This is a genomic window from Streptomyces sp. NBC_00510, assembly GCA_036013505.1.
Taxonomy (GTDB): Bacteria; Actinomycetota; Actinomycetes; order Streptomycetales; family Streptomycetaceae; genus Actinacidiphila.
Window position 1 is genome coordinate 1,769,152 of record CP107851.1, and the last position, 12,614, is coordinate 1,781,765.

Annotated in this window: 10 protein-coding genes; 3 read left to right on the top strand and 7 right to left on the bottom strand. The window is 73.0% G+C overall.

What is annotated here, in order from left to right; translation table 11 throughout:
* Positions 1–7: 7 nt before the first annotated feature.
* From OG937_07910 to OG937_07925, 4 genes are all read right to left on the bottom strand, one after another.
* Positions 8–1,663, bottom strand: coding sequence for a bifunctional 3'-5' exonuclease/DNA polymerase (locus tag OG937_07910; protein ID WUD71622.1), 1,656 nt, complete (start codon positions 1,661–1,663; stop codon positions 8–10).
* Between the two features lie 44 nt (positions 1,664–1,707).
* Positions 1,708–2,082: a hypothetical protein gene (locus OG937_07915; GenBank protein ID WUD71623.1), complete on the bottom strand. Its 375-nt coding sequence runs from the start codon at positions 2,080–2,082 to the stop codon at positions 1,708–1,710.
* Positions 2,083–2,185: 103 nt separating this feature from the next.
* Positions 2,186–2,797, bottom strand: a complete 612-nt coding sequence (locus OG937_07920; GenBank protein ID WUD71624.1) for a hypothetical protein — start codon at positions 2,795–2,797, stop codon at positions 2,186–2,188.
* 9 nt (positions 2,798–2,806) lie between these two features.
* Positions 2,807–4,549, bottom strand: coding sequence for an ABC transporter ATP-binding protein/permease (locus OG937_07925; protein WUD78667.1), 1,743 nt, complete (start codon positions 4,547–4,549; stop codon positions 2,807–2,809).
* Between the two features lie 158 nt (positions 4,550–4,707).
* Between OG937_07925 and OG937_07930 the strand changes: the two genes are divergently transcribed.
* A complete protein-coding gene (locus tag OG937_07930; protein WUD71625.1) occupies positions 4,708–5,175 on the top strand; it encodes a MarR family transcriptional regulator in 468 nt (155 codons plus the stop codon).
* A gap of 22 nt (positions 5,176–5,197) precedes the next feature.
* Here the strand turns inward: OG937_07930 and OG937_07935 are convergent, their stop codons facing one another.
* Both OG937_07935 and OG937_07940 read right to left on the bottom strand, forming a co-directional pair.
* Complete coding sequence (locus OG937_07935; protein ID WUD71626.1) at positions 5,198–6,904, bottom strand: alpha-amylase family glycosyl hydrolase; 1,707 nt, start codon at positions 6,902–6,904, stop codon at positions 5,198–5,200.
* A 232-nt stretch (positions 6,905–7,136) separates the two neighbouring features.
* Positions 7,137–7,856: a L,D-transpeptidase family protein gene (locus tag OG937_07940; GenBank protein WUD71627.1), complete on the bottom strand. Its 720-nt coding sequence runs from the start codon at positions 7,854–7,856 to the stop codon at positions 7,137–7,139.
* Positions 7,857–8,028: 172 nt separating this feature from the next.
* Here OG937_07940 and OG937_07945 point away from each other — a divergent pair, with 172 nt between their 5' ends.
* Positions 8,029–9,831 (top strand): ABC transporter ATP-binding protein/permease, encoded by a 1,803-nt coding sequence (locus tag OG937_07945; GenBank protein WUD71628.1) that lies wholly within the window; start codon positions 8,029–8,031, stop codon positions 9,829–9,831.
* A gap of 5 nt (positions 9,832–9,836) precedes the next feature.
* Positions 9,837–11,618 (top strand): ABC transporter ATP-binding protein/permease, encoded by a 1,782-nt coding sequence (locus OG937_07950; protein ID WUD78668.1) that lies wholly within the window; start codon positions 9,837–9,839, stop codon positions 11,616–11,618.
* An 82-nt stretch (positions 11,619–11,700) separates the two neighbouring features.
* On the opposite strand, the gene OG937_07955 is transcribed toward OG937_07950, so the two are convergent.
* On the bottom strand, positions 11,701–12,498 hold the full coding sequence (locus tag OG937_07955; protein ID WUD71629.1) for a metal-dependent hydrolase: 798 nt from the start codon (positions 12,496–12,498) through the stop codon (positions 11,701–11,703).
* Between the last annotated feature and the right edge of the window lie 116 nt (positions 12,499–12,614).

Here is a 12,614-nt window from a genome sequence, read left to right on the forward strand (position 1 = left end):
GCGCCGCTCACTTGGCGTCCGCGTAGCACTCGACGACGTGGGTGTGCAGCGGGAAGGGCACCGGCGTCGGGCCGAAGAGCAGGCGCCGGGCCTCCTCCGCGGACTCCGCGACGGCGTGCTCCACGGCGGGGGCCAGCTCCTGGGGGGTGTGCACGATGACCTCGTCGTGCAGGAAGAACACCAGGCGCGGCCGTCCGTCGAGGGCGGCCAGGCGGCGGCGCAGGGAGGCCAGCACGGCCAGCGCCCATTCGGCGGCCGTGGCCTGGATGACGAAGTTGCGGGTGAAGCGGCCCCAGGCGCGGGCCTGGGCGTCGGTGAGCTCCTGGCGGTCGGCGGACGGCGCCGGTGACGTACGCCCGAGGTGGGACCGGACGACACCGCCGCCCTCGCCGGTGCGGGCGGCGGACTCCACCAGGCGCATGGCGTCCGGGAAGCGGCGGCGCAGGACCTCGAGGAGCGGCCCCACCTCGCCGCTGGTCTGGCCGTACATCGCGCCCAGCAGGCCCAGTTTGGCCCGCGCGCGGTCGCCCCCGAACGCGGTGCGCGCGAGGGCCGCGTACAGGTCGCCCTCGGCGGCGGCCGCCGCCAGCCCGGGATCGCCGGAGAGGGCGGCCAGGACGCGGGGTTCCAGCTGGCCCGCGTCGGCGACGACCAGCCGGTGCCCGGGGTCGGCGACCACGGCGGCGCGGATCTGCCGGGGGATCTGCAGCGCTCCGCCGCCGCGGGTGGCCCAGCGGCCGGAGACGACACCGCCGACGACGTACTCGGGGTGGAACCGCCCGGCGGGCGCCCACTGTTCACGCCAGGCCCAGCCGTGGGCGCTGTGGATGCGGGAGAGCTCCTTGTAGCGCAGCAGCAACGCGGCGGCCGGATGCCCGACCTCCCTCAGCACATGGGAGCGGGTCGAGGTGATCCGCACGCCCACGCGCTCGAAGGCGGGCAGCAGTTGGGCGGGCGAGTCGGGGTTCACCGGGCGGCCCAGGGCCTCATGGATGCCGGTGGCGAGCTCGGACAGCACCTTGGGACGGACGCCGCCCGCCGGACGGGGGCCGAGCAGCCCGGTGAGCACCGCGTCGTGGGCGGCGGCGCTCCAGGGCAGGCCGTCCCGGGTCATCTCGGCGGCGGCCAGGGCGCCGGCGGACTCGGCGGCGGCCAGCAGGCGCAGCCGGTCGGGGTGCTCGGACAGGGCGATCCGGCGCTGCTGGTCGGCGTGCACGGCGACCACCGCTTCCAGCGGGTCGGTGCCCGGCGGCAGATGATGGCGGTCGGCGGCGAAGAGCACCGGCTGGTCGTCGGAGCCGCCTTCGCGCGCGTCGTCCGGCACGGGGAGTCCGCGCAGCCGGGCCCAGCCGGCGCCCAGCGAACGGGGCAGGCCCCAGCGCTCCTCGGAACCGAGCAGCAGGGCCTCGACGAGCTTGAGGTCGTGGCACCGGGCCGGACGGGCCGGGAGCCGCTCCAGCAGCGGCGGGTAGATCTCGTCGGTGGCGGCCCACACCCAGCGCGGCGCCTGCCGGGCCTCGCGCTCGGCGACGGCCGTCACGAGGTCGCCGACGGTCTGCGGGGGACCGTCCGCGGTGCCGTCCTCGTGCAGCGCCTGCAGCCGCCCGCCGGCCCCCAGGGGGTCGGCGACGACGGCGACGGACAGACTCCTGGGCGAGGTCACCGTTCGAGAGTAGAACGAGGCACCGACAACGCCCCGCGGGCGGGTCAGGGGCGGTTGTCGCGGCTCACCTTCAGGGCCCACAGCACGAGCGGCGCCTGGAGCGGCAGCCGGGCGTAGGCCGCCTTCCGCAGGGGCGCGGGCCGGTCGCGCCAGTCCCGGGCCATCTTCACGTTGGCGGGGAGCACGGCGGTGAAGAAACCGGCCGCCAGCAGGGCGCTCGCCCGGCGGGTGCGGGGCAGGGCGATGCCCGCGGCGAGCGCCAGCTCCACCGCGCCGCTGACGTAGGTCCAGGTGCGGGGCTCGCCGGGCAGGACGCGCGGGACGATCGCGTCGAAGGGCCGGGGCGCCACGAAGTGGGCGGTGCCCGTGGTGGCGAGCAGTCTGGCCAGCAGCAGGGCGGAACGGTCGGAAGCGGCCATCGGTTACCTCCTGCGGTCTGTGCGGCGCCGCTCACCCTAGCGCCGGTGCCGGGCGCCGGGCGGGCGCTCGCCGGGGGCGGGGTGTGCGCTTGCTCACCCGGGTCTACGGCGTGGTGGCGGCCGGTCCCGCGAAGGGAGGCAGGGCCGCGTACTCCGGTGCCACCTGGAGCGAGACGGCGAGTTGGGCCAGTGCGTCCCGGACCCGGGTGAGCGGGTGGTCGGGGAAGTGCGCGTCGTAGTGGGGGGCGTCGCCCCAGTGGAAGGGCAGGCCCTGCCGCAGGTCCGAGGCGTAGGGGTGGGGCATGAAGTAGCGCTCGGGGCCGAGTTCGATGAGCACCTGCGCCTCCCGGACGCCGGTGGTGCCCTGCTCCAGGGCCTGGACCTTCACGACGGCGCTGCAGGAGGCCCGGGGCAGGGTGTAGCTGCCGAGGAACGCCTGGCCGGTGGGGCGGTCCGGCAGGGGGACCTTGATGACCTGGCGCAACGTGGGGACCGTTCCCAGGTGCAGGACGTCGGCCTCGATGAGGCCGCCGCCCGCCCCGGCCGTGTAGTGGGCCAGGGCGTGGCGCAGGCGCGGCAGGTCCTCCAGGGGCGCGGGGATGTCCGGCGGCACGTCGAACCAGTGCAGGCTGACGAGGTCGCCGTGGTCATTGGTCCAGGCGTCCGCCTCGATCTGCCGGTAGCCGGGGAGTTCCGCCCCCGCGATGGGTCCCATGGCCGAGGATCATGCCGTATGGACGAGTTGGGCGTCACGGCGGACCAGGGCGGCGTAGCGGCCGTCCAGGGCGAGCAGTTCGTCGTGGCTGCCGCGTTCCACGATCCGGCCGTGGTCGAGGACGACGATCTGGTCGGCGTCGCGGACGGTGGACAGCCGGTGGGCGATGGTGAGGGTCGTACGGCCCGCCGAGAGGGCGTCGATGGCGTCCTGGACGGCGTGCTCGGTACGGGTGTCCAGCGCGCTGGTGGCCTCGTCGAGGATGAGGACCGGCGGGTCGCGCAGGATCGTCCGCGCGATGGCCAGGCGCTGCTTCTCGCCGCCGGAGAAGCGGTAGCCGCGTTCGCCGACGACGGTGTCGTAGCCGTCGGGCAGCCCCGCGATGTGGTCGTGGATCTGCGCGGCGCGGGCGGCGGCGACGACCTCCTCGTCGGTGGCGTCGGGCTTGGCGAAGCGCAGGTTCTCGGCGACCGAGGCGTGGAAGAGGTACGTCTCCTGCGAGACGACGCCGACCGATGCGGCGAGCGTGTCGAAGGCGAGGTCGCGGACGTCGACGCCGTCGAGCGTGACGCGGCCCTCGGTGACGTCGTACAGCCGGGGCACGAGGTAGCTGAGGGTGCTCTTGCCGGAGCCGGTGGCTCCGACGACGGCGAGGCTGCCGCCGGCCGGGACCGTCAGGTCGATGCCGTCGAGGGTGCGCCCGGGCGTGGCCGGGTCGTAGGAGAAGCCGACGCCCTCGAAGCGGATGTCGCCGCGGACCCGCGGGAGGCGTACGGGTTCGTCCTTCTCGGTGATGTCGACGGGCAGGTCGAGGTACTCGAAGATGCGCTGGAAGAGCGCGAGCGAGGTCTGCACCTGGACACCGGTCGACAGCAGGCTGACGGTGGGCCGGAACAGGCCTTGCTGGAGCGAGACGAAGGCGACGAGCGTGCCGATCGACACCGCACCGCCCGCTCCGTTGACGGCGATGCCGGCGACCCAGTAGATGAGCGCGGGCATGGCGGCCATGACGACGCCGATGGTGGACATCCGCCAGCGGCCGGCCATGTTGGAGCGCACCTCGAGGTCGACCAGCCGGTCCGACTCCTCGGCGAAGGAGCGGGTGAGGGAGTCGGCGCGTCCCATGGTGCGGCCGAGGAGGATGCCGCTGACGGACAGCGACTCGGTGACGATCGCGGACATCGCGGCCATCTGCTTCTGGCGCTGGGTGGTGATCTTCTTGCGCTCGGTGCCGACCCGGCGGCTGATCCACACGAAGACCGGGAGCAGCAGCAGGGAGGCGATGGTCAGGCGCCAGTCCAGGGCGATCATCGCGACGACGGTGGCCACGACACTGGTGAGGTTGGACACGAGCGAGGTCGCGGTGGAGGTGACGGTGGCCTGCATGCCGCCGATGTCGTTGGCGATGCGGGACTGCACCTCTCCGGTGCGGGTCCGGGTGAAGAAGGCGAGCGACATGCGCTGCAGCTGCTCGTAGACGGCGGTGCGCAGGTCGTGCATGACGCGCTGGCCGACCGTGGTGGAGATCAGGGTCTGCAGGACGCCGAAGACGCTGTTGAGGACGGCGGTGGCGATCATGCCGAGGGCGAGCAGGCTCAGCAGCCCGGTGCGGCCCTGCGGGATCGCGGTGTCGAGGATCTCGCGCAGCATGAAGGGCGAGGCGACCGAGACGAGTGAGGCGGCGCCGACGAGGAGCCCGACGACGGTCAGGCGGGCGCGGTAGGGACGGAAGAGCCGCAGGACGCGGCGCACGTCGTTGGGTCGGGCGGGGTCCTTGGGCGGCGGGGTCCACCGCGGGGATTGATCGGGGTGCAAAGGGCCTCCGAAAGGTCCGGGCATGTCAAGGCGATGAGAGTGTAGTTCATTGTTACCTATACTCACAATGAACCGCATCCTGATACTCTCTGACCATGGAATCCCGCACCTCCGCCGCGGACACCGACGAGAGCACCGGGCGCCTCGCCGACCAGCTGCTGTGGCTGACCCGCCGGCTGCACCGCGCACAGCGGCGGCACCTGGAGCCGGTGGGCATCACCCCGGCCCAGGCACGCATGCTGCGCACGGTCGCGCACATCCTCAAGAGCGGGACCGCGCCCCGGATGGCCGACCTCGCCGAGCGGCTGGACGTCGTGCCGCGCGCGGTGACGAGCCTGACCGACGCCCTGGAGGAGCGGGGACTGGTCCGCAGGGCGCCCGACCCGGTCAACCGCAGGGTGGTGCGCATCGAGCTCACCGAGGAGGGCGACGACGCCGTGCGGCGGCTGCGCCGCGCCCGCCGGGCGGCGGCCGAGGAGCTGCTCTCCCCCCTGGACACGGACCAGCGCGATGCCCTGACGGCGTTGCTCGCCGTCCTGGACACCGCGCCGGGTCGCTGCTGAGGCGCCGGAGCGCAGGGAGGGGTCAGGCGCGCCAGGTGTCGCCCAGCGTCACCTTGCCGCTCGTGGGGACGGTCGCCGTACGGTTGGCGCCGGACTCCCAGGTGACGTTCCCGCCGGCGTCCTTCTTGATGTACTTGTACTCGAAGGACGTGCCCGCGCCCATGGAGACGTCGAGCTTCCACACCGGGTAGGCCGCCGAGGACAGCGGCAGGGCGTTGCCGGTGTTCCAGTTGCCGAGGGCGGCGTTGTTGCCGACGACGTAGACGTTCTGGCCCCACACCGTGGTGGCGTTGACCGAGAAGGACGCCCCGCCCGCGGGCGTCGTGCCGCCGCCTCCGCTGCCGCAGGGGGCGCCGGTGTAGAGCGCCACCGCGTCGTTGGCGCCGATGGTGGCGGTGAACCTGCCGTCCGAGCCGACGGTGTAGGTGGCGCCGCCGTGCTGCACGTCGCAATAGGTGCCGGCGGGCAGCGAGGTGGTGAAGGTCTGCGTGAGGGAGCCGCTCTCGTGGTTGATCGCGACGTAGCCCTTGCTGCCGCGCCCGAAGGCGATGGCGTTGTTGCCGTTGGACCACCAGTTGGTCACCGCGGTGCCGGCGACCGCGTTGCGGAAGCCGACCATGCCCGCGATCTGCGGCCAGGCGTGCTGGCACTTCCAGCCGTCGCTGTAGCAGGCGTTGACGGTGCCGCCGTTGGGCGGGCCGGCGTCGTTGTCGGAGAACTCGTAGCCGGAGTACACGTTGGGCGAGCCGTAGGGCCAGGCCAGCATGTAGACGTTGGCCAGGGTGTAGGTCGCGCCCGCCTTGTAGGTGAGGGTCGAACCGTTGCGCTCGGTGTCCCAGTTGTCGACGAAGGTGCGTGAACTGCCGCTCGCGAGGTAGCCCGCGCCCCAAGAGGCGCCCCAGTTGCTGAGGTAGGCGAGCTTCTCACCGGTGAAGATCCGCTTGAGGTCGTAGGCGCCCTGGAAGGCGTCGACGTCACCGGTGCCGGTGTACTCGCCGGGCTGCACGGCCTCCCCGGAACCGTAGATGACCTCCTGCGCCCAGAAGACGGACGGGTTGCTGAGCTTGGCCTTGATCGCGGAGAGATCGGCCGCCGCCATGTGCTTGGCGGCGTCGATGCGGAATCCGTCGACGCCCAGCGCGATGAGGCCGTTCAGGTACGCCGCGATCGTCGAGCGCACGTAGTCGCTGCCGGTGTTCAGGTCCGAGAGCCCGACGAGTTCGCAGTTCTGGACGTTGTCGCGGTTGGTGTAGTCGGAGATGTTCGTCCGGCAGGAGTGGAAGTCCTGGTCCTGGTAGTACCCCGGGTAGTTGTACTTGCTGTACGACGTGCCGCCGGTGCCGGTGCCCGAGCCGGCGCTCATGTGGTTGACGACGGCGTCGGCTATGACCTTGACCCCGGCGGCATGGCAGGTGTCGACCATGTTCTTGAAGGCCGTCCCGTCACCCAGCCGGCCCGCTATGCGGTAGCTGACGGGCTGGTAGGAGGTCCACCACTGCGCGCCCTGGACGTGCTCCTGGGGCGGCGACACCTCGACGTAGCCGTACCCGGCCGGGCCGAGGGTGTTGGTGCACTCCTTGGCGACCGAGGCGAACTTCCACTCGAAGAGGGTGGCGGTGACGTCCTTGCTTCCGGGCGGTGCTGCCTGGGCCGGCTGCTGCGAGACGCCGACGAGCCCGGCCGTGCTGAGCAGGGCGGCCAGACCCGCGCGCAGAAAACGCGATCTCATGGTGCGGCTCCTTCGTGTTCGGGCACAAAGGTGCCCCGAAGACAGCCACGCGCCGGGCCATCGAGTGTGGGGGCGGAGTTCCCGCCCGTGGGAACTCCGGGTAGGAGACTGGCCCCGCGGGCGGGTAGCGTCAATATGTCGCGTGGAAAAACTTTCAACTTCTTGCGGAAACACTCTGCTTCGCTCTTGCAGAGGGCCTACCGGCCCTGCGGCAGGGCGTACTGAACCGCCGTCAGGCCGCCAGGTGCTCCCGGTCCCCCATCACCACGACCGGGTGCAGCGCCGGATCGAGCGTGCGCAGCAGGTACTCCATGTCGGCCTTGGACTGGCTGACGCACGCCGACGTGCCGCTGCCGTGGTCCATGTGCAGCCAGATGCTGCCGCCCTTGGACTGTCCCTGGGGGCGGGTGGGATCCAGCGGGGAGGTGCCCTTGACCCGGTTGTAGTCGATGGCGATGACGAGGTCGAAGTCGTGCCAGTGCGATCGGGACCACGACCGCGGCGCGGCGAAGGCGGACGAGTGGTGGTAGGGGAGCCGGGCCTGCGGCTCGGGCAGGACACCGCCCGCGTCCGAGAGCGTGAAGACACCCACGGGGCTCTTCTTGTCCCCCTCGTGGTGGTCGGCCGTCCAGCCGCCCCTGCCGTTGTGCCCGGACCACGAACGCTCGCGCTTCCACAGGTCGCCCTGCCGGGTGTACAGCACGATGGTCGAGTCGGCCGATCCCGCACCCTCCCCGTACACCGCGACGACCTGGCGGGAGTCGGCCGGGATGCGGGACCGCAGCGCGGGGCCGACGCCCGGTATCCCACGCGTGGCGCTCGCCTGGGTGGCGCGCGGCGGCTGCTTCACGGCGTGCCCCGACGTGTCCCGGTGCTTCTCCGCGCCCCCGGCACAGCCGGCGAGCAGCACCAGCGCCGCCGCGACGACCACCGTCCCCGCCCCACGCCTCACTCGAACCGCTCCTCTTCCCTGAAGTCGCGTTCCATCCTCGCACCCTTCGGTGAGGACGGATGCGGACCGTGTCCCGTTCCCCCCGCCCCGGGAAAAAACGGGTTGAATTCGTCACCGCGATGACGCGACGCTGGCACGTCTCCTCCCACCCCAGCATCGATGTCGGGACGTCATGTCGCTACGCGCTCTCCCCCATGCCGACCCGGGTGTCCCCGACACCCGCTCCGGCTTCCGTTTCCTGCTCTGGCTGGAACAGCGCCAGATCGGCGGCCAGATCAAGGCCACGCTGTGGGGCACCCTCCACATGGCGGCCGTGGCCTGCTTCCCGGCCGCCGTCGGCATCGCCGTGCAGGCCGTCGTCGACGGCTCCGGCGAACGACTCGCGCTCGCGGGCGGCCTGATCCTCGCCCTGGGCGTGGTGACCGCCGTCGGCGACACCATGCTGCACCGCACCGCCGTCACCAACTGGATCTCCGCGGCCGCCCGGGTGCAGCTCCTGCTGTCGCGCAAGACCCTGGAACTGGGCTCGCTGCTCACCCGGCGGGTCGCGGCGGGCGAGGTCGTCGCGGTGAGCACCGGCGACGTCGAGAAGATCGGCTGGTTCGTCGAGGCGCTGGCCCGCTTCGCCTGCTCCCTGCTGGCGACCGTCGGCGTCACCGTCGCCCTGCTGGTGTACCGGCCCGAGCTGGGGCTGATCGTGGCCGCGGGTGTCCCCGTACTGGCCCTGGCGGTGCTGCCGTTGCTGCCGCACGCGACGCGGCGCGCGGACGAGCAGCGTGCCAAGGCGGGCAAGGCCACGGAACTCGCCTCCGACACCGTGGCCGGACTGCGGGTGCTGCGCGGCATCGGCGGCGAGGAGCTGTTCCTGACCCGCTACCGTCGGGCCTCGCAGGAGGTCCGCAGTGCCGCCGTCCGCAACGCCCGGATGTGGGCGCTGATCAGCGCCGTGCAAGTGGCCCTGCCCGGCCTGCTGCTGCTCGCGGTGACCTGGTACGGCGCGCGGCTGGCGCTCGACGGACGGATCACCGTGGGCGAACTGGTCACCGTCTACGGGACGGTGGTCTTCCTGCTGTTCCCGCTGCGCGGCTTCGAGGAGATCGCGATGGCGTACTCCTTCTCCCGGCCGTCCGCCAAGCGCGCCGCCGCCGTGCTGGCACTGCGGCGGGACACCACGGGCGACGACGGCGGAGCCACGGCGGGCACGGGACCGCTGCCCGCGGGCGACCTCCACGACCCGCTGACGGGGCTGCTCGCCCCGGCCGGGGAACTGACCGCCGTGGTGTGCGGGGACCCGGACGCGGCCGGCGCCCTCGCCGACCGGCTGGGCGGGCACAGCCCGGCCGGGACCGGGGACGCCCCCTCGGTGCTGCTCGGCGGGACGGCGCTGGACGACCTGCCGCTCGCGGCGGCCCGCGCGGCCGTGCTGGTCCAGGACAAGGACCCGGTGCTGCTGTCCGGAACGCTGACCCAACTGCTGGACGTCCCCGCCTCCGGCCAGGTCACCGCGGCCGAGGCCCTCGCGGCGGCGCAGTGCGGCGACGTGCTCGACGCGCTCGCCCAGGCCTCGGTGGACGACTCAGGGGACCCGATGCGCTCCCGCATCACCGAGCGCGGACGGTCCCTGTCCGGCGGCCAGCGGCAGCGGCTGGCGCTGGCCCGGTCGCTCGTCGCCGATCCGGAGGTCCTGGTGCTGGACGAGCCGACCAGCGCCGTCGACACGCACACCGAGGCCCGGATCGCCCAGGGCATCAGGGCGCTGCGCGCCGACCGGACGACGGTGGTCCTCACCTCCAGTCCGCTGCTGCTGGACCGCGCCGACCGGGTGGTGTTCGTCGATGACGGCACGGTGCGCGCGTCCGGCACGCACCGCGAACTGCTCCGGGCCGACCTCGGCTACCGCGCGGTGGTCACCCGCGAGACCGAACAGGAGCCCGAGGAAACCGCACGTCTCGAGAAAGCCGAGGAAACCGCATGATCGGCATGATCGGCGTGAAACCGCCGGAGTACGACCCGGCCGCGCCGCGGCACGTGACGACGCTGCCGGTGGGCTCGCCCGCGACGGTGCGCGGTTACGTCGGCGAGCTGGCCCGGCGGCACCGGGGTGCGTTCGCCGTGCTCGTCTCGGTGAACACCGTCGCCGTCGTCGCCTCGATGGTCGGCCCCTATCTGCTGGGCGGGCTCGTCGAGGACCTGGCGGCGGGCCACCGCGACCTGCACATCGGACGCACCATGGCGCTGTTCGCCGTCGCGCTCGCCGTGCAGACGGTGTTCGTCCGGGAAGTGCGGCTGCGCGGCGCGATCCTGGGCGAGCGGATGCTGGCGGACCTGCGCGAGGACTTCCTCGTACGGTCCGTGGGGCTGCCCCCCGGTGTCCTGGAGCGGGCGGGCACGGGCGACCTGCTGTCCCGCATCACCACCGACATCGACCGGCTGTCCAACGCGATGCGGGAGGCCGTCCCGCAGCTGGCGATCGCCGTGGTGTGGAGCGGCCTGCTGCTCGGCGCGCTGACGGTCACCTCGCCGCCGCTGGCACTGGCGGTGCTGGTGGCCGTACCGGTGCTGCTCGCCGGCTGCCGCTGGTACTTCCGGCGCGCGCCGCGGGCGTACCGATCCGAGGCCGCCGGGTACGCGGCCGTCTCGGCGGTCCTCGCGGAGTCGGTGGACGCCGGGCGCACCATCGAGGCCCACCGGCTCGGCGACCGCCGCGAGGAGCTGTCGCGCATCCGCATCCGCCAGTGGGTGGCGTGGGAGCGCTACACGATGTGGCTGCGCAGCGTGCTCTTCCCGGTGATCAACGTGACGTACATGCTGATCCTCGCGGCGGTGCTGCTGATCGGCGGGACGCTGGTCCTGCACGGCCGCGTGACGGTGGGCGAGCTGACGACGGGCGCGCTGTACGCGCAGATGCTGGTCGACCCGATCAACCTCATCCTGCGCTGGTACGACGAGCTGCAGGTGGCCCAGGTGTCACTGGCCCGGCTGGTCGGCGTCCGGGAGGTCGAGCAGGGCGCCGGGGACGAGCGGGTGGCGCCGGACGGCCGCGACGTCCACGCCGACGAGGTGCGCTTCGGCTACCGCGCCGGCAGCGACGTGCTGCACGGGGTGAGCCTGCGGGTCCGCCCCGGCACCCGGCTGGCCCTGGTCGGCCCGTCCGGGGCGGGCAAGTCGACGCTGGGGCGGCTGCTGGCCGGGATCTACAGCCCACGGACCGGCGAGATCACCCTGGGCGGCGCCCAGCTGGCCCGGATGCCCGCGGAACGGGTCCGCGAGCACGTGGCCCTGGTCAACCAGGAGCACCACGTCTTCGTCGGCACGCTCCGCGACAACCTGCTGCTGGCCCGCGCGGGAGCGGGTGACGACGAGCTGTGGGCGGCGCTCACCGCGGTCGACGCCGAGGGCTGGGCACGGGCGCTCGACGACGGCCTGGACACCGAGGTCGGCTCGGGCGGCGCCGCGCTGACTCCGGCCCAGGCGCAGCAGGTGGCGCTGGCGCGGCTGGTCCTCGCCGACCCGCACACCCTGGTGCTGGACGAGGCCACCTCGCTGCTGGACCCGCGCGCGGCCCGCCATCTGGAACGGTCGCTGGCCCGCGTGCTGGACGGCAGGACCGTGGTGGCCATCGCGCACCGGCTGCACACCGCGCACGACGCGGACCTGATCGCGGTGGTGGAGGACGGCCGGATCAGCGAGCTGGGCAGCCACCACCAGCTGGTGGAGGCCAACGGCGCCTACGCCGCCCTGTGGCGGTCCTGGCACGGTTAGGCCCGGAGCGCGTTCGTGCTGATACGCGTGGCCCCGGCCGTCCTGCGACGGCCGGGGCCACGGAGTGGCGCGGGTGGCGGGCTCAGCCGCCGAAGATGCCGAGTGCCCCGAGCGCGCCCAGTCCGCCGGCGGCGAAGAAGATCGGCGTGAGCACCTTGATCTCGACCCAGCTGCCCGCGCGGAACCGCATGGCCTTCGGCGGGCCCAGCGGGAACCAGCGCTTGCGGCCGATCGGGATGGGCCACAGGATCGGGCAGCCCGAGACGGTCAGGGCGTCGCCGATGCAGTGCACGAGGGCGCCCAGCACGATGGGGATGCCGATCCACAGGTACTGCTGCCCGGGCTCGGTGAACAGCCAGCCCTTGCCGTTCTCGGTGCCGTCCAGCACGTCGGCCAGCACCCAGGCGCTGGTGGCGCCGAGCAGCCACACCAGGATGTCGCTGGAGACCCGGGCCTGCCGCCACAGCAGTCCCTCGACGGCGAGCACGGCGTGCACGAACAGGATCACCAGGACCCCCCAGCGCCCGCCGTACACGGCGATCAGCGAGGCGCCCCCGCCGATCGCGACGGCCCACACCCAGGTATGGGTCAGTGTGCGGTGACCACCGGAACGGCGCGGGTCACCGGCCTTGCGCGTGGCCTTGTAGGTCGCGTACGAGAGCTTGTCGACGATCTCGCAGAACCACCGGGAGACCGGCCCGAAGGCCCGCGATATCGTGGCCGCCTTGTGGTCGAGGTCGGGGGCGAGGGCGGCGCCGGCACAGATCAGTGCGCCGACCACGAGCGTCGGCCAGGGCATCGGGTGGTCGAGCGCGGCGGCGAGTGCTCCCACCCCCAGCCATGCCGCCGCTCCGGAGATAGAGTGCGCCGGTCCCATCATGGTGTGCCCCGCCCCTTTCGACCCGCCTGCAGGCGGAGTTGACGCGTAATCGACGGCACACCATACCGCCGGTCGATCTTCCTCCGTACCGCCGGTTCCTCCCCTGGTCCCGGGGA